Origin of the sequence: Burkholderia latens, from assembly GCF_001718795.1 — a bacterium.
Classification (GTDB): Bacteria; Pseudomonadota; Gammaproteobacteria; order Burkholderiales; family Burkholderiaceae; genus Burkholderia; species Burkholderia latens_A.
Window position 1 is genome coordinate 22,721 of record NZ_CP013438.1, and the last position, 20,940, is coordinate 43,660.

Genomic DNA, 20,940 nt, shown 5'->3' on the forward strand with positions numbered 1-20,940 from the left:
TCATTTTGAGCATTGGCCATCGATATTCCGATATGGATGACGGAATGTTCGTTCGTGAATAACTTAAATGACGAGTTCGTAATATTTCTCTGCGACGACACGTCGTGAGCGCGAGACCAAATAACTGTGGGACATTAGCGGCCTGATTTCCGTGGGCGCAGTGCCAGCCGTCGATCGTTCCGCCGGGCCGGCGAGCGGCTCGCCGTGTTGGACCGGCCGCAGGCTGGGCGTCGCGTCCGCAAGGCGCAGCGCCATGCATGGTCCCGCACGTCGCGCCGTTGCAGGCAAAACAATGAGACCAACATCTGATCCGGGGGCGTCGTGTCGATTCGTTTCGTCATTCGCCATTCTGCGCGCCACTATTTCGAAAAAGTGGCCGCGATGCGAATTCATGTCGGGGAAATGGCGTCAGCCGACTTCCGCGCTATCGGGAAATCATGTTTCGCGGAAAAGCACGGAACATCGTGGAAATCGATTTCATTTAATTTAATTGAAAGGCGCTGCACGTTCGGAGGCGATTTTCCGGCCGGGCGGCTGCGCGTGCCGGCATTCATTGCTTGCGATTCCCAGCAAACGGAATCGTGCCGCACGACGCGGGCGGTCCGCACGGGCCGCCCCGGGGCCGCGCTGCCACGACGCATCCGGTCCGTGAGCGCGCTTGCACTGCCGCGCCTCCCCCGATGAATTCGACCTCGTTCGTCCCGTTCGTCCCGGACAAGGACGATCAGCGCACGTCCATCGGAGCGTCGCCGCCGTTTCGCCAGCTGATGCAGATGATCGACCGGGTCGCGCCGACCGACCATGCGCTGTTGATCGTCGGCCCCACCGGCTCGGGCAAGGAACTGGTCGCGCGGCGAGTACACGCACGCAGCCTGCATCGCGATCAGCCATTCGTGGACGTGAACTGCGGCGCGATCCCCGAGCATCTCGTCGAAGCGGAGCTGTTCGGGCACGTGAAAGGCGCGTTCACCGGCGCCGGCGAGAATCGGTCCGGTCTGTTCCAGGCGGTCGGCAAAGGTACGCTGCTCCTCGACGAGATCGGCGAACTTCCGCTGGCGCTGCAGCCGAAGCTCCTGCGCGTGCTCGAAACGCGCACATTCCGTCCGATCGGCGCGTCGGCCAGCCTGCGCTTCGAGGGGCGTGTCGTCGCGGCCACGCATCGCGATCTGCGTGAACTGGCCCGCGACGGCCGATTTCGCGAAGACCTGTTCTACCGCCTGGCGGTATTCGTGCTCACGGTGCCCGGTCTCGATCAGCGCGTCGACGACATCCCGGCGCTCGTCGCGCACTTTGCCGCGCAGCAGCCGCGGCATCTCGAATTTTCGCCAGCCGCCATCCGGCGTTTGTGCCAGCACGCATGGCCGGGCCACATCCGGCAATTGCGCAACCTGGTCAGTCAACTGAGCGTGCTCGCCGAGCGCACGCACGTCGACGTCGAAACGCTCGAGCCGTTCCTCGCGAACGAGACGGCCGGCTCGGTGTCGCGCTCGAGTCTTGCGGACATGCTGCTGCAGCTGGACGGGCGGGACAAGCTCGCGGCCGCCGAGAACCTGATGATCGATCGTGCGCTGGAACGCACGGGACACAACAAGAGCGCGGCGGCGGTTCTGCTCGGAGTGGGGCGCAAGACGATCGAGCGGCGTCTGAAAGCGCGTGAGGAGCACGGGCGCGAGGCGCGCAAATGTCTGGAGCGCGCGAGCGCACTGATCGATGCTTCGCGCTTTACCGATGCGATCGCGCCGCTGCGCCGCTGCCTCGACGTGCTGCAGGCCAACCACGAGCAGGACGACGTGCGCCGGCTGCAGTTTGACGCGTACCGGCTGCTCGCCCTGTGTCTGCGCAGCGTGCATGGCTGGCTGTATGCGGAGGCGACCGCATGTTATGCCGCGGCGCTTGCGATCGGCGAAGGCGTGTGCGATGCGGCGGAAATTGCGTCGATCCAGTTTGGAGTGTGGACGACTCAACTGACGTCGTTGCAACTCAAGCAGGCGCGCGCGACGGCGCAGGACATGCTGCAGCGCGCGCAGGCTACGGGCTCGCGAAACGCGCTCGACGAAGCGCACGTCGCGATGAGCAATACGCTGTTCTGGCTCGGCGACAGCGAGGAAGCGCTGGCATGCCTCGCGCGCGGCAACCTTCTCGGCATCGCGCGCGACGACACGCGCACCGGTTCGCAGGGGCTGGATCTGGCCAGTCTCGCGCTGACGTTCGAAGGGCTCGCGGCATATCAGGTCGGTGCGTTCGACCAGGCACGGCGCGCGATGGAGATGCTGATCGAGCGCGCATGGGCGCAGGAGTCGCATGTATTCGCTCGCGCGGTCAACCTGCAAGGGGCGGCGTGGCTCGCCTGCCTGTTCGGAGACATGGAGCGGCTCGGGCCGCTGGCAGGCCAGCTCGAATCGATCTCGATGGCAAACGGCTTCGCGTTCTATCGCGGGGTCGGTCAGGTGTTTCGCGCCTGTCACATCGAATCGCTGGGCCGGTTCGGCGAAGCCGAGGAGATGATGCTGGACGGTTACGACAATCATGTCGTCTGCAACGGCGGCGCGTTGTTCCATTCGTTCAAGGCATGGCGACATGGCGAGCTGCTGCTTCGCGCCGGCCGGCCCGACGCATGCGACGTGGTTACGGCGATCGCGCTCGATGAGGTGCTGGCCCGACAGGAGCGCGTCTACCTTGGCGAACTGCTGATCGTACGCGCGCGCGCGCAATGGGCGCTCGGCAATCCGGTCGTGGCCGAACAGGGTCTGCGCACCGCGTTGTCGACAGCGCTCGCGCTAGGGTCGGTACCCGCGCGCGTGGACGCTGCCCGTTATCTCGCCGAGCTGCTGCGGCACACCGACCGCCGTGCGGAAGCGGCGGATACGCTGGAGCGCGCATTGCGCGCGCTTGCGCCCGATCCGCTGCCGCGCTTTGCGGACGCGCGCGCTCTGCTTGCCGAACTCCACCGCGACATGTTCCCTACCCCGTCCAGAAAAGGACTCGCAAATGAGCTATGAACTGCGTCAGGAAGACCTCTCCTCGCTGCTGCTCGGCGCAGCGTTTTTCGGAAGCGGTGGTGGCGGAACCACTATTTCCGCCAGCCATCTTGCCAGCCAGTTTCGCCGCGGCGACTACTACGCGGTCGATACGGTCACGGTGGTGCCGGTCGACGAGGCGACTGAAGGCGAAGCCGTGATGGTCGCCTATCTCGGCGCGCCCGAGGCGATCAATTCGGCGCTGTATCCGACCGGGCCCGTGATGGCAGTGCAGAACGTCCAGGCGCGGCTTGCATCGCAGGGCCGCAAGCTCGCGTACGTCATGCCGCCCGAGAGCGGTGCGCTCGGCTTCACCGTGGCCGCACTGGTTGCCGCGAAGCTCGGCCTCGCGGTGATCGACGCGGATGGCGCCGGGCGCGCCGTGCCGTCGCTGCCGATGCTGACGTTCGCCGCCGCCGAAATCGATCCGCGCCCAGCCTTCCTCGTCAGCCAAGGCGGTTTGTGCGTCGAGCTCGACGTGACGCCGCGCAACGGCGATGGCGGCAACGCGACACACCAGCGCGACGTGTCGGCGATCGTCGAGCAGATGTTGCGCCCGGTGGTTGCCGATCCGGAATTCGGCCAGTTCGGCGGCCTCGCGATGTGGGTGATGACGCCGCCGGAGATTCGTCGCGCGACGCCGATCCGCGCCACGCTGTCGCGTGCGCTGGCACTCGGCCGTGCGGTGAAGAGCGGGGACGTGCGCAGCGCGTCGCAGATGATCGCGTATCTGGCCGCAGAATGCGGGATCGCCGCACGCGCGGTGTCCGAGCCGGGAGAGCTGGTGTCGGCCCAGGTCGACACCACCGGCGGCTTCGACGTTGGCAGGATCTGCATTCGTGCGGGCGAGCACATGTACACGGTGCTTTACCAGAACGAGTCGCTGCTTGCATGGGATAGTCGCCGTCCTGAACCCATCGTGCTGTCGCCGGACAGCATCGCCTATTTCGTCGGCGGCGACGGCCAGTCGATCTTCACCAACGGCGATCTGCTGATGGACGACGGCTCGTTGAACCCGGCCGTCGGCAAGCGTCCCGTGACACTGCTCGCGTGGCGCGCGGACCCCGAGCTGTCCCGTCCTGGCGGGCTGATTCTCGACAGCTTCATGCAATTGCTCGCGTCGCTCGGGTATCTCGGGCCGTACGTTCCTGTGGAATCGCTGGCGGCCAACCGCCACGGAGATGCATCATGACGAAGCCGCTTCGGATCTGCGTACTGGTGCCGGTCGCGACTGCCCGGTTCAACGAACGAATCATGAAGGCGGTCGCTCCGGTCGTGCCGCCCGACGTGGAGGTCGACATCCGCAACATCGCGGCCGGCCATCCCGACATCGAGAACCGCACCGACTGGCTCGAGAACGGCATGCCCGTCGTCGAGCTCGCACGGGCAATCGAGCGCGACGGCTTCGACGGCATCTGGCTGACCGATTTCGACATGTGCGGCGTGGAGGCCGCGCGCGAAGCGATCGACATCCCGATCATCGGCGGCTTTCCGACGTCGGCGTTTTCGGCGCTGATGCTGAGCCAGCGCTTCTCGATCATCACGATCCTGCCGAGTACGCTCGCGATGCAACGCGGGCATCCGCAAAGCTACGGCCTGCAGGACACGTTCGCGTCGATTCGCGCGATCGACTGCCCGGTGGACCAGCTGGGCAACGTCGACGTGGTGGTCGCGCGAACCTTCGAGCAGGCCATGAAGGCGATCTCCGACGATGGCGCGCAATCGATCCTGCTCGGCTGCACGGGTTTCGTCGACGTGGCGGCGCGTGTGTCGGTACTGATCGAGGAAGCGATCGGCACGTACGTGCCGGTGATCGATCCCAATCATGCGGGCTTCTCGTTGCTCGTCTCTCTGGTGCGCATGCGCGTGCGGCCAAGCCGGCTTACGTACAGCAAAGTCGCTGCCGGCGGCTGACCGGCCCGCGGGCGCCCTTCCGGTGCGACACCGTGCATCGCACCGGATTTCCCGACGCGCCGCCGTTTTACTCCCCGTTTATTCGAATCCGAGCGTGCGTCATCACGTGCACGCCGGATATGCTCGCGCGCGTCGTGCGTGCCGTCATCGGCCGTGCCGCGAGCGCATCCGCATGCGACTGGACGAAATCGTCCACGGTGCGTGCGCGCCGCGGACGCCGCCGTCCGCTTCTCGGCCCCGCATCGGTTTCCAATACCGTACGCATGCGTGAATGCGTCGTTGGCATAGGCGTTGCTTGATGTTTCAGCGGGCGGCCAGGCGACGGTGAGGCGAGGGGACCACCGACACCATCGATTCGGTTGCCGGCGGCGTGTGGCGGGATGATCGACGGCGTGTCGGATGCCAGATGGTTAGGCATGCAAATCGATGCGTCACGATGCGATCAAGTGGATTACCCGACGGACGTCATGGTGCGCGGATTACGGATCCGTTCGTGCACGTCGATTACGGATCCACACTGAGAGGAAGTCATCATGTCAGGCTGCTCATGTCAGGAAAACGGCACGAACGAACACGTGCCGAATTTTGCCGCAACGGGTTTCGACGGGGATGTTTCCCGGCAAGGCAATGTCCAGCTCGAGGGCGTCGAAGCGCTCAAGCTGTCGGTATGCGTGGGAGCGACCTACGATCCCGCGACCCGCAAGTTGTGTTTCACGATTCCGATCTACGGAAACTACTGCATCACGCTGCCAATTCCGGTTCCGGTCGGCGGGCAACTGAAGGTCTGCGCGCAAACGTGCGGCACCCTCATTCCGACCGGACTGAAGGCAACCGTCTATCTCAACGGCACCGCGGTCTACACGATCGTGCTGTGGGGCAAGTGCTGACAGTCGTCACGCCATTCGCCGCCGATGGCGGGGCCCACACGCGCTCCGCCACCGGAGGCGACAGGGCGACGACGCAGCCGACGCCGCGAACGGCGCGTTCTGCGCGTCTCTGGACAATCTGCTGTAATCGATACGGAGCTTCATCATGGGTACGCAAAACTGGAACGGCGGCAATCGCCTGGTGGTGAGCCAAGGCAATCCGCTGCAGGCCGTGAATTCGATCGTGAACCCGATCAACGTCGCATTTCTGTACAACACGACGCAGGCGGCGCAGGACGTGCCGATCGATCTGGTCGGCGCGAACCAGTACTACGTTCAGGTCAAGATCGCGCAAACGACCGGCAATCAGGGGTCGGCCGCGTTGCTGACGTTCTCCGGGCCGGGCAACGGCGGCTCGGCCAGCCTGACGGCGACGCTCGACCCGCAGGCCGGCAACGGCGCGCAGGCCGAAGCGTGGCTGGGCAGCCAGGCGATGCCGACCAATACGTCGGGCCTGAACAACACCAACCTGCAGGCCAACGGCGAGCGCTATGCGTTCAACAAGTACAGCCGCTACTACTTCGTGCCGAGTGCGCAGCGGTATGTATTGAACGTATCGTCGGGCATCAATTCGTTCTACTTCGCTGTGTTCAATTCGTCAGGACAGGTGGCCGTCTACGTACTGAACGCGCCGGATGACCAATATCCGGCCAACGTGTCGCAGTTCCCCGGCGATACCTATGCGATCACGAACACGAAGGTCCAAGTCACGACCGAGTCGTCGATCTCGATTCCGCTGTTCGGCGCGAATCAGCAGTGGGTCGTCATGAACGCGGACAGCGTGTCCGATTCGACGAACGCAAGTATTTCGTTGACGCCGCTCGGCTGATGTGTTGCGCCGTGCCGGCGTTGCGGCGCGGGCGCATGACCGGCATTCGCGGCCATACGCTCGCGTCTCGTGAGGCTGAAGGATCGCGGCATGCGAACCAATGTGTGTGCGGATGCCGGAAATTTGCGCTGCCGAGCCGGGCTGCGGACCGTGCAATATTGACGCTCTTTAACAGAAATCGTACTCGTCTTATAGATCCTGCGAGCCCCGGTGCGGACAATCCAGTTTTTGACCACGGGGTGCCGCATGAGCTTGATAAAGGCGACATTGATCACTGTTATGTGTTTGATCGGGCCGCTGGATGCGCATGCCCTGTCGTGCTGGCAGGGCAAGGAGAATGGCCCTGTAACCGCCGTTACGACGTTGCCCGGCGATCTTTACGTGCTTGCATCAATGGAAGAAGGCGGGGTCATTTGGGAATCCGGGGTGATCAGTCAGCACATATACTGTTCGTCCAACATCAGGGAGCCCATTTCCTTCTGGGTGAATCCGCGCAATGCGGTGGTGGGAGAGGGGGTAGAGGTCGCCATTCGATACAAGGGGAAACTGTATCGTCAGAGCGATGGATCGATTCCGACCGGGTTGACAATTGACCGGCCGATGTGGTTCTGGTTCGAGCAGGAGTTCGACATCAGCTATTCATTGGTTCTTTTGAGAAAAGGGGCCGCGCCTGCCACCGGCGAAACTTCGATAAACAACTATTCGGTGTTCCAACTAGATGGCCGTTACGGAGTCAATCCGCAACCCGCCATGAATTTCAATCATCTGATCAACGGGCGGATCCGTTTCTCGCCCGGTACCTGTGATCTTCGGGTAGGCGATCGAAACAGGGTGGTCCCGCTGCCGAGCGTCTCGACCAGCAGGTTGTCCGCGGTCGGTAGTACGGCCGGCCGCCAGACGTTTTCGGTAGCGATGGAGAACTGTGCGGTTGGCGTCAAGCAAGTGAGCTTCTCGTTCACCGGCGATCCGGATGCGGATATGCCGAGCGCTTTTCGGAATACCGGCACTGCGAAGGGCGTGGCAATCCGGTTGTCGAAAGCCGACGACAATACAACGCTCGGCGCGAACGGCATCGGAAACTCGGCATCGATGCCGGTGACGGACAACTCCGTGATGCTGAACCTTGCGGCCGAGTACATCGCGACAAACGGGCGTCCGGGCGGTGGCACCGTGAATTCATTGGCGACAATGACGATCAACTATCAGTAGTGTGCCGTTCGAGGTCGCTTGTCATCGGGAATTCATGGTTGATCGACCGACACGCTCGTAGTTCGCGCGCTGGCCGATGGGCGGTTGCGCACGACGAGCAACGGCGAAATCGCGTTTCGCGGGGTTTTTCGAGTCGGGCGCAATTCAGCCCCGCGAGGTGCGAACTACGGTGCATCGTCGATGGCGCTGCGCAACGCCCGTTGAAGCTGCGAAACCGATGCCGAAGCGGCGCGTGACCCGGGCCGACGGTTGGAACCGCGCATCGTCGCGAGTCAAGCCACCGGTCCGTAGCCGAACGGCGTCACACCGCGCTGGCCGCGTCTATCTTGCGGATATCGTCGTCGTCCAGCCGCACGCGGACTGCTTCGCCGAGCAGCGCGAGTTGCTCGAGCGACGTCGCGCTCGCGATCGGTGCCGTGATCGTCGGCCGGGCGATCTGCCACGCGAGTGCGATCGCGGCCGGTTGTGTGCCGTGCTTCGCCGACACGTCGTCGAGCGCCGCGAGGATGCGCAGGCCGCGCGCATCGAGATAGCGGGCGACACGGTCGCCGCGCACGCTCTTCTTCAGGTCGGCTTCGCTGCGGTACTTGCCCGACAAAAAGCCGCTCGCGAGTGCGTAATAGTTGACGACGCCGAGCTTCAGGTCGCGCACGACCGGTTCGAGGTCGCGTTCGTATTCGGCGCGGTCGACCAGGTTGTATTCAGGCTGAATCACCTGGTACGCGGGCAGGCCGTTGCGCCGGCTGATGTCGGCGGCTTCGCGCAGACGCGCGCCGCTGTAGTTCGACGCGCCGATGATGCGCACCTTGCCCGCGTCGATCAGCGTCTGGTACGCGCCGAGCGTTTCTTCGAGCGGCGCGGTGTCGGCGAGATCGCGATGCGAGAAATACAGGTCGATGTAGTCGGTCTGCAGCCGGCGCAGCGAATCGTCGGCGGCTTTCAGAATGTTCTCCCTCGTCAGGCCCGCGCGCGCCTGCAGCATCCCGACCTTGGTCGCGATCACCACCTGTTCGCGCTTGCCGGAGCGCTTGAGCCACTTGCCGATGATCGTTTCGGATTCGCCGCCGTTGTTGCCCGGCGCCCAGGCCGAATAGACGTCGGCGGTGTCGATGAAGTTGATGCCCGTATCTGCAAGGGCGTCGAGCAGCGCAAACGATGCATGCTCGTCGACGGTCCAGCCGAAGACGTTGCCGCCGAATGCGAGGGGTGAAACCCGGATGTCTGACGTGCCGAGAGTGCGTAGTGCCATGTTTCGCTCCGATGTCTGCGAGGAGAAGGAATCGAACGACGTGATGGGTCGAGACGAATGCGACGGGACGGCGGTTCGGCCAAGCACGTGCGCCGTTGTCGCGGGACGCCGGATCATTCTCGCGCATCGCCCGGAATCGTGCAGGCGGCGTGCGGCCGCGAACGCTGAAAGATGGCACCGCATAGCAGATGCGGCGCTCGTTACATAGGCAGGCCGTGCGGTTCGGTTGGATCTGGAGCCGAATTTCGCGTCGCCGGTGCGCGACAGCCGGCACGGTGCCGACCGGCGCGCATGTAGGTTTCAACGCCGGGCCGAAGCGAAAAACGGGCGGCACGCGGCCGCCCGTGATCGATCGGTAGCGCAACGCGCTATCGCAACTGCACGGCCGCGAGAAACAGCACCATGCTGCCGATCGCGCCATCCAGTACGCGCCAGGCGATGGCCTTGCGGAACCACGGCGCGAGCAGTCGCGCGCCGTACCCGAGCCCGAGGAACCACACGACGCTGACCGACATCGCGCCGATCGCGAACGCGACGCGCGCGCCTTGCGGTTCGCGCGCACCGGCCGTACCGATCAGCAGGAACGTATCGAGATACACGTGCGGGTTGAGCCACGTGAACGCGAGCGTCATCAGCACGATCGCGATCGCGCTCTGCGGCGGCGGCGCGACTGCGTCGCCGTGCACGTCGAGTGTTTCGTGCGCGGACTTGAACGCGCGGCGCAGTGCGTTGAAACCGAACCACGCGAGATACGCGAGGCCGACGTACAGCACCACGTGCACGAAAGTCGGATAGCGTTCGACGAGCACCGACGCGCCGCCGACCCCCGCGCCGATCAGGATCATGTCGGACAGCGCGCAAAGCAGCACGATCTTGCCGACATGCGAGCGCATGATGCCCTGGCGGAGGACGAACGCGTTCTGTGCGCCGATGGTGACGATGAGCGAACCGCACAGGGCGGCTCCGTGGGAAAAGGCGATCCAGTTCATGATGGGGAGCGTGGCAGCAGTAGACGAAGCAAACGGTTAGCGCTAGTCTGCGGGCAGAGTGGACATAAGAGAAGCTAATTCGTCTAATGCAGATTAAGGAAATCTAATGCTCGACTATGCGTTGCTCGATGCCCTCGCGGCCGTGATCCGGCACGGTTCGTTCGAGCGGGCGGCCAAGGAGTTGAACGTCACGCCGTCGGCGGTATCGCAGCGCGTGAAACTGCTGGAGGAGCGTGTCGGCAGCGTGCTCGTCAAGCGCGGGCAGCCGTGCGTCGCGACGACGTCGGGCGCGCTGCTGTGCCGGCACACCGAGCGCGTGCAGTTGCTCGAGGCGGAACTCGGCGGCCGGATGCCGGCGTTGCCGGGCCAGATCGCGAGTGCGTGGCCGACGTTGCGCGTGGCCGTCAACGACGACAGCGTCGCGACCTGGTTCATCGATGCGGTCGGACCGTTCTGCACCGAGCGCGAAACGCTGCTCGACCTCGTGATCGACGACCAGGACTACACGGCCGCCCGAATTCGCGACGGCAGCGTGCAAGGTGCGGTGACCGCGCAGGCCGAGCCGATCCAGGGATGCCGGTCGACGCGGCTTGGGCGCATTCGCTATCGCGCGGTGTGTTCGCCTGCGTTTTATGAGCGCTATTTCGGTACGGGCATCACGCGCGATGCGCTGCGCCGGGCGCCGTGTGTGATGTTCAATCCGAAGGACGGCCTGCAGGCGCGGTTCATCCGGCGGGTGACGCGCGCGGATCTCGATCCGCCGCAACACTGGATTCCGCACGTCGCGGGCTACCTGCGCGCATGCGAAACGGGGCTCGGGTGGGGAATGTGTCCGGACCGGATGGTCGATCGCCAGCTGGCGGCCGGCGAATTGGTCGACATGTCGCGCGGACGGACCGTCGATATCGAGCTTTACTGGCAGAGCTGGCGTCTGTCGATCGGCTGGCTCGACGATTTCAGCGCGGCGCTGAAGGCGCGCGCCGCGCTATTTCTCGACTGATCGAGCGGACGGGGTGGAGACACGGGCGGCGCCGAGGTATGCGCCGCGGCGTCACACGTGATGCAGGCCGTCGAAGTCCACGATCTGCACGAGGCGGCCGTGCATCTCGATCAGGCCGCGCTTCTGGAACTTCGACAGCGTGCGGCTGACCGTTTCGAGCGTCATGCCGAGGTAGCTGCCGATGTCTTCGCGTGTCATCCGCAGGTTGAATTCCGACGGCGAGTAGCCGCGCTTCAGGTAGCGCGACGAAACGTCGAGCAGGAACGCGGCGACGCGCTCTTCGGCGTTCAGCGAGCCGAGCAGCATGGTCTGCGTCGTTTCTCGCACGATTTGCTCGCTCATCAGCTTGTGCATGCGCAGCTGCATCGAGCCGGCTTCCGAGCACAGCGCCTTGAGCGCACTGTACGGAATCACGCAGACGGAACTGTCCTCCAGCGCGACTGCGGTACGCGGATGCGTGTCGTCGCAGATGCCGTCGAGACCGAGCGCTTCGCCCGCGAGATGCAAGCCCGTGACCTGCTCGCGGCCGTCGTGACGCGTGGCGACGGTTTTCAGCGAACCGGAGCGCACTGCGTACAGGTTGTCGAACGCGTCCCCTTCGCGGAACAGCGCTTCGCCGCGCTTGACCGGGCGCGCCGCGCAGATCACCGATTCGAGGCGGCTGAGCGCTTCGGGTGCGAGGCCCTGCGGCATGCACAGATGCCGCATCGCGCACGACGAGCAGTGCGGTGCCTGGCGGGGAGCCCAGTTGCCTGCATGGGACGAGACGGCGGGACGTGTGGCGACGGGCGTCAGCATGATGAGTTACTCCGGCGTTGAATCGACGGAATCATTGTCCCACCGCAAGTTGCGACTGTCGGGTGACAAAACGTCGCGACCGCGCGTACATGCCGCGGCAGGCGCAGCGGCGTGCAGGCAGGGCGAGCGCGCGTGCGCGCCGCATTGCACGGCACCGCGTCGCGGCGCGCCACCACCGCTGCCGCTCAGCCTTCCTGCTCGTCCGTATGCGCGGCGGCCGGAATCAGCAGCACGGGCAGCGTTGCATGCCGCACGCACTGCTCGGCGATGCTGCCGAGGACGAGCCGACGGAACCCGCGGCGCCCATGCGTGCCGAGCACCAGCAGATCGGCTCCGAATGCCTTCGCGCCATCGAGGATCAGCGTCGACACGTCGTGGAGCGACGATGCCTCGCTGATCAACGTCTTGCCTTTCACGCCGGCCGCCTGCATCAGTGCCGTGAAATCGGCCGCCAGCGCATTGCCCTGTTCGACGAGCTGATCGCGCAGCACGGACGGATCGTAGCCCGGCACGTTGTAATAGATCGCGGCGTTCTCGACGACATAGAACGGCTGCAGCTCCGCACCGTGCTCCTTCGCGAGCGCGAGTGCGGCGTCGAACGCGTGGCGCGACGTGTCGCTGCCGTCGATGGCAACCAGAATGCGCTTGTACATAGTGTCTCCGTGTGGCGGGTTGAACGAAAGCCGGCCGAATGGCCGCATGCCATGCATTGCTGCGAGGCAGAGTAAACCAACGGCCGGGACTTTGCAGCGACGCCCCGGTTGCCGGGCCGCTGCACCTCGGCCGTTCCGACTGCGCGGCGCATGGCGATCGCCCGGCCAGGCGCGCGCTGCATGCTGAGCTGAGCGATCGCCACGCCGGATCGCGACGCATGCGATGTTCGCGCCGGCCGTCGACACGGCTGATCGCACCCGTCGCCGCGCGCGACGGGTGGATATCTCGAATCATCGTCGGTTACTGCGCTTGCGGATTCGGGCGGCGGCCCGGCTCGCGACCGCGCACCACCCGAGCACGCGCCGCATGGAAGGCTGGCGACGAATGCGTGCCGCGCCGCGCCGTCGCGTCCATTGAATCGCAATTGCATCGCGACGACGTGACGTCGATCAATCCTCGCGCATCGATGCCGTGCGGAATGCGGTGCTCGTCGCTGTATCGCGTCATGGTGCCGAACGGGAACCGACGCCGTTATCGACGGTCGCGCCGCTACGACGGATCACCCGCGTCCGGACCGGCCACGCAACGCGCGCCCGCGCTGGCCGGTTTGCACGCGTCACCGCGGGCTACGTTCGAACCCGGCCAAGCAATCGAACGCCCGATTCAAACGCCGCGGAAGCTATCTCGGCACCGTCGTGATTTCGATCACGCGTTCCGGGCGCCGTCCGTGGACGGGCCAGTACGCGCTGCCGTGCATCCGGTGAACGGGGCCGAGCAGCTCGTCGGCCACCTGCGGCGGCGCGTCGAATCCCTTCTCGATCACCATGTACCCGGCCCGCAGCGCGAACGCCGGATGGTTCCCCCCGGGGCGGCTGTCGAAACCGGCAAAGCCGTCGCCGGCCTCGGGCATCGCGTTGACCAGCGACGCGTTGCTGCGCGTGATCTGGTCGGGCGAGAACGCATGGCCGCTCGCGAGACGCGCCGCCTCTCGATGCTTGCCGTCGGTGTCGACGGTGCTGTCGTGCGTGTCTTCGTTATCCAGTTCGATGCTGCGCGGGTGCATGGCGCGCGCATGAGCTGACGTTTCCATCACGGCTCTCCTGGCGGCGAAGCGCTCCGGATTCAAGCAAGTCCCGTTCCGGGCACGACGGGGAACGGCGCGCGGGGCAATCGCCGCGGTCGCGCGGCGCGCGCTGATTTGTCCTGATTTATTTCAGCTAGAACACCCGTTTTCTACAGAGTATGATTCTTTTCCTGCGAAGCGGCGACAGGGGATGCAGTCTCGCCGCCTCTGCCCGCGCCGGGGCGCCGCAGCACCCTTAAAGACGGGTAGCGAACAACAAAGCAAGGGACTAAAGGTGGCGGACTCATGCAAGCGACTACTGCCTTCACGCACCGCGGATATCTGTTGAATTGCGCGCCCGCGCGCGCCAGTGACGGTTCGTTCAAGCCCTACGTCGTGATCTCGCGATCGAGCGACGGGGAACTCGTCGCGAACCGGTTTTTTCCGACCGAGCTCCAGTTCAACGACGAAGGCGATGCGATTGCGCACGCGCGCGATTGGGCCGTGCGCTGGATCGACGCAAGCAGCATCACGATCTGACGCCGGCGCGCACGGACAAGATCGGCCGTCCGGCCGATCCTCCGGTGTGCCGCTGCCGCACGAAAACGCGGTAATCTTGTGGAACCCGTCACTTTATTAGCGGCCGTGCGAACGCGCGCGGCTGCCTGCATTGGCATATGTCGACATCACCCGCCCGTCAGTGGGGCCTCGAAGAAATCGTCGCCGGCTTGCGCGAATCGCGCGAGGAACTTCATCGCACGCGTCATCCGCGCGGCATCCGCGAATTGCCGTCGCGCGACGCGATCTGCAAGATCGTCACCGGCCTGCGCGCGTCGATGTTTCCGACGCACTACGGCGCGCCGGATCTGACCGACGAAAGCGTCGACTATTACGTCGGCCATACGCTCGAAAGCACACTGCGGATCCTGTCCGAACAGATTCGCCGGGCGCTGCCGTTCCTGCCGGAGCACGCGGACACGCCGTTCGCGGAACTCGACGAACGCGCATTCGAGATCGCGCGCGAATTCGGACGGCAGTTGCCGGCGATTCGAGCGCTGCTGGTCAGCGACATCCAGGCAGCTTATGCCGGCGATCCGGCCGCGCAGCACATCACCGAGATCCTGCTGTGCTATCCGGGCGTGTTCGCGATGATGCACCATCGGCTCGCGCACGCGTTGCACCGGCTCGGCGTGCCGCTGCTTGCGCGCTTCATCAACGAGATCGCGCACTCGGCCACCGGCATCGACATCCACCCGGGCGCACAGATCGGCCCGAGTTTCTTCATCGACCACGGCACCGGCGTCGTGATCGGGGAGACCGCGATCATCGGCGAGCGCGTGCGCGTGTACCAGGCCGTCACGCTCGGCGCGAAGAGCTTCCCGGCCGATGGCGACGGCGCGCTGGTCAAGGGCAATGCGCGCCATCCGATCGTCGAGGACGACGTCGTGATTTATGCGGGCGCGACGATCCTCGGCCGGGTGACGATCGGGCGCGGCTCGGTGATCGGCGGCAATGTGTGGCTCACGCACAGCGTGCCGCCCGGCACGAGCGTCGCGCAAGGGAAGGTTCGCGAAGGCGGCAGTGCGGACAAGCCGTAACGCGGCCTGCGCGTGGCGGGCGGCGTAACGGCGGCGCGCAAACGGCTCGAATGCCGTTGGCGCCGAGCGATTGAAGACGGAGGCGAAGCGCGTCGTGCTGCTTCACGTGCGACGCGATTCCGACCGGCGCGCGGCCGGCGACGCAAGATGGGGCGGCTGCTGCGCGGCCGGCGCCGTCCGTCGTGTGCGACGCGATCGCGCCACACGGCACACCGACGCACCGCACACCGACGCACGAAAGCGACCGCGCGGGCGGGCCTTTCGACGCCCGATCGGTCAGTGCTTGCCGTCCGGCGAACGATGCTTGTACAGCACGTCCTGGTCGACACGAATCAGATTCTGCCCCGCATCGACAACGAAATCGACGCCGTTGTACGCACTGCCCGTCAGCAGCAGGATCGCGCTCGCGACGTCGTCGGGCCCCGCGATGCGCGCGAGCGGCGTCGAGGCGCGGCTCGCGTGTTCGAAGTCGGCCTGCGTCTGGTCGTCGCTTGGCAGCATCAGCCCGGGGAACACCGCATTCACGCGCAATACCGGTGCGGACGACAGTGCCAGCATCTGCGTGAGGTTGCCGAGCGCGGCCTTTGCGACCGTGTAGCTGAAGTGGTCGCGGTGGAAGTTTTCCTTGATCTTCTGGTCGACCACGTTGACGACGACACCCTGCGTGCCGGCCGCGCGCGCCCGTTCGTAGAATGCACGCGTGAGCACGATCGGCGCGCGGCAGTTGACTGCCCACGCCTGGTCGAACGCTGCCAGATCGAAGCTCGGGAAATGGTCCTGCCAGAACACCGACGCATTGTTGACCAGTACGTCGAGACGGCCGAAGCGCGCATAGACTTCATTGATCAGCGCGGTGATTTGCGCGGCGTCGGACAGGTCGGCCCGCAGTGCGGCCGAATCGGGCCCGCGCTCGGCAATCGCGTGTGCCGCCGCGTGCGCGGCATCGGCCGAGCGATCGTAGTGCACCGCGGTGCGATAGCCGTGCGCGGCGAAATACTCGGCGAACGCGCGCCCGGCCCGGCGCGCGGCGCCGGTCACGAGCACGACCGGCGCGTCCGCCGTTTGCTTCGTGGACTGCATTACGTGTTCGTCAGGTTGACTGAAGAAGGATTCGCGACGATCGACAGGAATTCGCGTCGCGTCGACGGATCGGTGCGGAACGTGCCGAGCATGCGCGACGTAACCATCTCGACGCCCGGCTTATGCACGCCGCGCGTCGAAATGCACTGATGCGCAGCCTCGAGGATCACGCCGACACCCTTCGGCTGAAGCACGTCGAACAGGGTGTCAGCGATCTGCACGGTCATCTTTTCCTGAATCTGCAGGCGCTTCGCGAACGCGTCGACCAGGCGCGCGAGCTTGGAGATGCCGACGACCCGATGGTTCGGCAGATACGCGACGTGCGCGCGGCCGATGATCGGCACCATGTGATGCTCGCAGTAGCTCTCGAAGCGGATGTCCTTCAGCACGATCATCTCGTCGTAGCCGTCGACCTCGCTGAACGTGCGGGCGAGGATGTCGCGCGGCTCCAGCGCATAGCCGGCGAAGAACTCTTCATATGCGCGCACGACGCGCGCCGGCGTGTCGAGCAGCCCTTCGCGGTTCGGATCGTCGCCGGCCCAGCGCAGCAGCACGCGAACGGCATCCTCCGCTTCCTCCCGGCTCGGGCGGGATGCGGCCGGCTCGGGCCGCGCGTTTTTTTTACCCATCTAGTCGCTCCATCGAATGCGGCCGCCTGCGGCGGCGCGGATATCCGGTCATTGTTTCATGCTTTCGCGGGTCGTGCGTGCGGACGCCGTTCGCCGGCCATTCGGCCGCATTTACTTCGGCCATTCGTCCTGCTCGTCGTTGAACAGCGACGCGACCACGCCGCGCAGCCATGCGGTGCGCGGATCGTTGTGGAACTTGCGATGCCAGTGCTGCTTCAGGTCGAAGCGCGGCAGCGGCAGCGGCGGTTCGACCGGCACGATGAACGCGTGTTCGGCCGCGTACGCGTAGCCGATCGCATGCGGCACCGTTGCTATGAGGTCGGTGCGGCTCAGGATGAACGGCAAGCTCATGAAGTGCGGCGTCTCGAGCACCGCGCGCCGGTGCATGCGCTGCTTCGCGAGGTATTTTTCGAGCACCTCCTGGCTGCGTCCTTCGGCGCGCACCACCGCGTGCCCGCACGACAGAAACTGCTCGGCCGTGAACGGGCGGGCCTGTTCGAGCGGATGGCCGCGCCGCATCAGGCAGACGAACCGGTGCGTGAACAGACGCTGCTGGAAGAAGTTGTTGCCGTCGAGATCGGGAAAGTAGCCGACCGCAAGATCGATCGAGCCCGCTTCGAGGCCGCGGCCGAGTTCGTCGTGCGCGAGCGATACCGAGCGCAGGTTCGCGTGCGGCGCGTGCGTCGCGAACGCCTGCAGCAGCTTCGGCAGGAACACGATCTCGCCGACGTCCGACAGCGCGATCGAGAACGTGTGCGTGCTTGCCGCAGGCTCGAAGTCGTGCGGCGCGACCAGGCCGCGCTCGATCTGCGCGAGCGCGTCGCGCGCGGCCGGCAGCAGCGCGAGCGCGCGCGGCGTCGGCTCCATCCCGCGCGACGTGCGCACGAACAGCGGATCGCCGAAGTACTCGCGCAGCCGGCCGAGCGCGGTGCTCACGCGCGGCTGGCTCACGCCGAGCAGGTCGCCCGCGCGGCTGACGTTGCGCGTGTCGTCGAGCGCGACGAGGTACGGAATCAGGTTGAGGTCGAGCGGGTTCATCGCAGCAGGCCAGTATCCAGAAAACGCATACAACTTATCTCCAAAATCGCGTTGCCGCATAGTCGGGAAAGCGCTCAAATTGTTTCCATTACTCGAACCAAAGTTCTGGAGACGAACAATGCGCACTCAGGTCGCCATCATCGGCGCCGGCCCGTCCGGCCTTTTGCTTTCCCATCTACTGCGCCTCCAAGGCGTGGATTCGATCCTCGTCGAAGCGCGCTCACGTGAATACTGCGAAAACCGGATCCGTGCCGGCGTGCTCGAGCAGGGCACCGTCGATACGCTGAACGAAGCGGGTCTGGGCGACCGGATGCGCCGCGAAGGGCTCGAACATCACGGCATCGAGCTACTGTTCTCCGGCCAGCGGCATCGCATCGACCTGAGCGCGCTCACCGGCGGGCGGGCGATCACGGTTTACAGCCAGCATGAAGTCGTGCGCGACCTGATCGCGGCCGGCGACGCGCACGGCCACCAGATGCACTTCGAAGTCACCGGCGTCGCGCTGCACGATGTCGAAAGCGAGCACCCGTTCGTCACGTTCAAACACGCGGACGGCCGCCCGGACCGCATCGATTGCGATTACATCGCCGGCTGCGACGGCTTCCACGGTATCGCGCGCCAGACGATTCCCGCCGAACGGTTGAACACGTTCGAGCGCGTCTATCCGTTCGCATGGCTCGGCATCCTCGCCGATGCGGCGCCGTCGCTCGACGAACTCGTCTACGCGCATCACGACAACGGCTTCGCGCTGTTCTCGATGCGCTCGCCGACGGTCACGCGTCTCTATCTGCAGTGCAAGCCCGACGAAGACCTCGCCGAATGGTCCGACGCGCGGATCTGGGACGAGCTGCACACCCGCTTCTCGAACGACACCGGCTGGACGCCGACCGAGGGCCGGATCACCCAGAAGAGCGTGACGCCGATGCGCAGCTTCGTGTCGGAGACGATGCAGCATGGCCGCCTGTTCCTGGCGGGCGACGCCGCGCACATCGTGCCGCCGACCGGCGCGAAGGGGATGAATCTCGCGGTGGCCGACGTCCGCGCGCTGTCCCGAGCGCTCGGCGCACGCTATCGCAACGGCGACACGACGCCGCTGGAGCGCTATTCTGCGACCTGCCTCGAACGCGTGTGGCGCGCCGAGCACTTCTCGTACTTCATGACGAACATGCTGCATTCGTCGCCGGAGGACTCGCCGTTCGTCAATCGCCTCAAGTTTGCCGAGCTGAAATACGTGACGCGCTCGCGAGCGGCCGCGCAGTCGCTGGCCGAAAACTACGTCGGTCTGCCGTTCGACGATCAGCCGACCCCCGAGGGATCCCGCCTTGACAACGCGCTCTGCGCGACTCTATGATCGGCCCATCGTTCGCTAATCGAATCTAGGTTCGAGTAGCGAACAAACCGAAGGTCGACGCCGGCCTTCCGGCGCGGCACGCGACACGCGCGTGTCCCCTCGACAGGCCGCGCATCGTGCCGCGGGTTCGTATCAGGAAGAGACATGGTCAACAAGATTTTCGAATCGCTTCAATCGGCGGTCGCGGACGTCCACGACGGCGCGACCATCATGATCGGCGGCTTCGGCACGGCAGGGATGCCGTCCGAGCTGATCGACGCGCTGATCGAGCAGGGTGCGCGCAACCTGACGATCGTCAACAACAACGCGGGCAACGGCGAGACCGGCCTCGCGGCGCTGCTCAAGGCGAAGCGGGTGCGCAAGATCATCTGCTCGTTCCCGCGCCAGAGCGACTCGCAGGTGTTCGACGCGCTGTACCGCGCGGGCGAAATCGAGCTGGAACTGGTGCCGCAGGGCAATCTCGCGGAGCGGATTCGCGCGGCCGGCGCCGGCATCGGCGGCTTCTTCACGCCGACGGGCTTCGGCACGAAGCTCGCGGAGGGCAAGGAAACGCGCGTGATCGACGGCAAGTCGTATGTGTTCGAGACGCCGATCCACGCCGATTTCGCGCTGGTGAAGGCATACAAGGGCGATCGCTGGGGCAACCTCGTCTATCGCAAGACCGCGCGCAATTTCGGGCCGATCATGGCCAGCGCCGCGAAGGTCGCGATCGTGCAGGTGTCGGAAGTCGTGCCGCTCGGCGGGCTGAACCCGGAACACATCGTGACGCCGGGCATTTTCGTGCAGCGCGTCGTCGAAGTGCCGCAGGCCGCGCATGCGGCCGAGCTGGCCGCCGAACGTGCATCGCAAGCCGCGTGAACTTGTATCGGACCGGAGCCAAGCGCCGACGCGCCCGCTCCGGTCGACCGGAGACCCGAAATGAAACGATTGACCCGTGATGAAATGGCCAGGCGCGTTGCGCAGGACATCCCCGAAGGCGCTTACGTGAACCTCGGCATCGGTGTGCCGACGCTGGTGGCGAACCACCTCGATCCGAGCAAGGAGATCTTCCTGCACAGCGAGAACGGCCTGCTCGGCATGGGCCCGGCGCCCGCGCCCGGCGACGAGGACGACGAGCTGATCAACGCAGGCAAGCAGCACGTGACGCTGCTGACCGGCGGCGCGTATTTCCATCACGCCGATTCGTTCGCGATGATGCGCGGCGGCCACCTCGATTACTGCGTGCTCGGCGCATTCCAGGTGTCGGCGAACGGCGATCTCGCGAACTGGCATACGGGCGCGCCCGATGCGATTCCGGCGGTGGGCGGTGCGATGGATCTTGCGATCGGCGCGAAGCAGGTGTTCGTGATGATGGAGCACTTGACGAAGCAGGGCGAGAGCAAGATCGTCGCGCAGTGCTCGTATCCGGTCACCGGCGTGCAGTGCGTGAGCCGCATCTATACGGATCTCGCCGTGCTCGACGTGACGTCCGACGGCCTCGCGGTGAGCGAGATTTTCACCGACCTGTCGTTCGACGAACTGCAAAAGCTGACCGGCGTGCCGCTGATCGACGCGACGCGCAGGGCCGCCGCCTGAACGGCAAGCGTGCCGGTGGGT

The 20,940-nt window shown here is 65.4% G+C and carries 20 protein-coding genes; 12 read left to right on the plus strand and 8 right to left on the minus strand.

Annotation, left to right across the window (positions count from 1 at the left end):
- Window positions 1–680 precede the first annotated feature (680 nt).
- The 6 genes from WK25_RS19610 to WK25_RS30640 all read left to right on the plus strand — a co-directional run bounded on the left by WK25_RS19610 (window position 681) and on the right by WK25_RS30640 (window position 7,895).
- Window positions 681–2,999, plus strand: a complete 2,319-nt coding sequence (locus WK25_RS19610; protein WP_069242495.1) for a sigma 54-interacting transcriptional regulator — start codon at window positions 681–683, stop codon at window positions 2,997–2,999.
- Complete coding sequence (locus WK25_RS19615; protein ID WP_069242496.1) at window positions 2,989–4,209, plus strand: DUF917 domain-containing protein; 1,221 nt, start codon at window positions 2,989–2,991, stop codon at window positions 4,207–4,209. The genes WK25_RS19610 and WK25_RS19615 overlap by 11 nt, the downstream gene beginning before the upstream one ends.
- Window positions 4,206–4,931 (plus strand): aspartate/glutamate racemase family protein, encoded by a 726-nt coding sequence (locus WK25_RS19620; RefSeq protein WP_069242497.1) that lies wholly within the window; start codon window positions 4,206–4,208, stop codon window positions 4,929–4,931. Before WK25_RS19615 ends, WK25_RS19620 begins: the two co-directional genes overlap by 4 nt.
- Window positions 4,932–5,464: 533 nt before the next feature.
- Window positions 5,465–5,818 carry a hypothetical protein gene (locus WK25_RS19630; protein WP_040138977.1) on the plus strand — a complete coding sequence of 118 codons (354 nt, stop codon included), beginning with the start codon at window positions 5,465–5,467 and terminating at the stop codon, window positions 5,816–5,818.
- A gap of 145 nt (window positions 5,819–5,963) precedes the next feature.
- Complete coding sequence (locus tag WK25_RS19635; protein ID WP_040138978.1) at window positions 5,964–6,686, plus strand: hypothetical protein; 723 nt, start codon at window positions 5,964–5,966, stop codon at window positions 6,684–6,686.
- Between the two features lie 246 nt (window positions 6,687–6,932).
- Complete coding sequence (locus tag WK25_RS30640; protein ID WP_083253051.1) at window positions 6,933–7,895, plus strand: fimbrial protein; 963 nt, start codon at window positions 6,933–6,935, stop codon at window positions 7,893–7,895.
- 301 nt (window positions 7,896–8,196) lie between these two features.
- On the opposite strand, the gene WK25_RS19645 is transcribed toward WK25_RS30640, so the two are convergent.
- Entirely contained in the window at window positions 8,197–9,144 is a 948-nt protein-coding gene (locus tag WK25_RS19645) for an aldo/keto reductase (RefSeq protein WP_069242499.1), read from the minus strand.
- A 368-nt stretch (window positions 9,145–9,512) separates the two neighbouring features.
- Window positions 9,513–10,133 carry a LysE/ArgO family amino acid transporter gene (locus WK25_RS19650; RefSeq protein ID WP_069242500.1) on the minus strand — a complete coding sequence of 207 codons (621 nt, stop codon included), beginning with the start codon at window positions 10,131–10,133 and terminating at the stop codon, window positions 9,513–9,515.
- A 106-nt stretch (window positions 10,134–10,239) separates the two neighbouring features.
- Here WK25_RS19650 and WK25_RS19655 point away from each other — a divergent pair, with 106 nt between their 5' ends.
- A complete protein-coding gene (locus WK25_RS19655; protein ID WP_040138981.1) occupies window positions 10,240–11,133 on the plus strand; it encodes a LysR family transcriptional regulator ArgP in 894 nt (297 codons plus the stop codon).
- Between the two features lie 51 nt (window positions 11,134–11,184).
- Here WK25_RS19655 and fnr read toward each other — a convergent pair whose 3' ends face one another.
- From fnr to WK25_RS19675, 3 genes are all read right to left on the minus strand, one after another.
- Window positions 11,185–11,931, minus strand: coding sequence for a fumarate/nitrate reduction transcriptional regulator Fnr (fnr, locus tag WK25_RS19660; protein ID WP_040138982.1), 747 nt, complete (start codon window positions 11,929–11,931; stop codon window positions 11,185–11,187).
- A gap of 185 nt (window positions 11,932–12,116) precedes the next feature.
- A complete protein-coding gene (locus WK25_RS19665) occupies window positions 12,117–12,584 on the minus strand; it encodes a universal stress protein (RefSeq protein ID WP_069242501.1) in 468 nt (155 codons plus the stop codon).
- A 680-nt stretch (window positions 12,585–13,264) separates the two neighbouring features.
- A complete protein-coding gene (locus WK25_RS19675) occupies window positions 13,265–13,675 on the minus strand; it encodes a DUF3005 domain-containing protein (protein WP_069242502.1) in 411 nt (136 codons plus the stop codon).
- Window positions 13,676–13,954: 279 nt separating this feature from the next.
- Here WK25_RS19675 and WK25_RS19680 point away from each other — a divergent pair, with 279 nt between their 5' ends.
- Entirely contained in the window at window positions 13,955–14,188 is a 234-nt protein-coding gene (locus tag WK25_RS19680) for a hypothetical protein (protein WP_011659947.1), read from the plus strand.
- A gap of 137 nt (window positions 14,189–14,325) precedes the next feature.
- Window positions 14,326–15,246, plus strand: coding sequence for a serine O-acetyltransferase EpsC (gene epsC / locus WK25_RS19685; RefSeq protein ID WP_040138986.1), 921 nt, complete (start codon window positions 14,326–14,328; stop codon window positions 15,244–15,246).
- Between the two features lie 276 nt (window positions 15,247–15,522).
- Here epsC and WK25_RS19690 read toward each other — a convergent pair whose 3' ends face one another.
- The 3 genes from WK25_RS19690 to WK25_RS19700 form a co-directional block, all read right to left on the minus strand.
- Window positions 15,523–16,326: an SDR family oxidoreductase gene (locus tag WK25_RS19690; RefSeq protein ID WP_069242503.1), complete on the minus strand. Its 804-nt coding sequence runs from the start codon at window positions 16,324–16,326 to the stop codon at window positions 15,523–15,525.
- Window positions 16,326–16,955 carry a GTP cyclohydrolase I FolE gene (gene folE / locus WK25_RS19695; protein ID WP_040138988.1) on the minus strand — a complete coding sequence of 210 codons (630 nt, stop codon included), beginning with the start codon at window positions 16,953–16,955 and terminating at the stop codon, window positions 16,326–16,328. The genes WK25_RS19690 and folE overlap by 1 nt, the downstream gene beginning before the upstream one ends.
- 111 nt (window positions 16,956–17,066) lie before the next feature.
- Window positions 17,067–17,993, minus strand: coding sequence for a LysR family transcriptional regulator (locus tag WK25_RS19700; protein WP_069242504.1), 927 nt, complete (start codon window positions 17,991–17,993; stop codon window positions 17,067–17,069).
- A gap of 118 nt (window positions 17,994–18,111) precedes the next feature.
- Between WK25_RS19700 and pobA the strand changes: the two genes are divergently transcribed.
- From pobA to WK25_RS19715, 3 genes are all read left to right on the plus strand, one after another.
- Complete coding sequence (gene pobA, locus WK25_RS19705; RefSeq protein WP_040138990.1) at window positions 18,112–19,344, plus strand: 4-hydroxybenzoate 3-monooxygenase; 1,233 nt, start codon at window positions 18,112–18,114, stop codon at window positions 19,342–19,344.
- A 144-nt stretch (window positions 19,345–19,488) separates the two neighbouring features.
- Complete coding sequence (locus tag WK25_RS19710) at window positions 19,489–20,202, plus strand: 3-oxoacid CoA-transferase subunit A (protein ID WP_040138991.1); 714 nt, start codon at window positions 19,489–19,491, stop codon at window positions 20,200–20,202.
- A gap of 60 nt (window positions 20,203–20,262) precedes the next feature.
- On the plus strand, window positions 20,263–20,919 hold the full coding sequence (locus WK25_RS19715; protein WP_040138992.1) for a CoA transferase subunit B: 657 nt from the start codon (window positions 20,263–20,265) through the stop codon (window positions 20,917–20,919).
- Window positions 20,920–20,940: the final 21 nt, after the last annotated feature.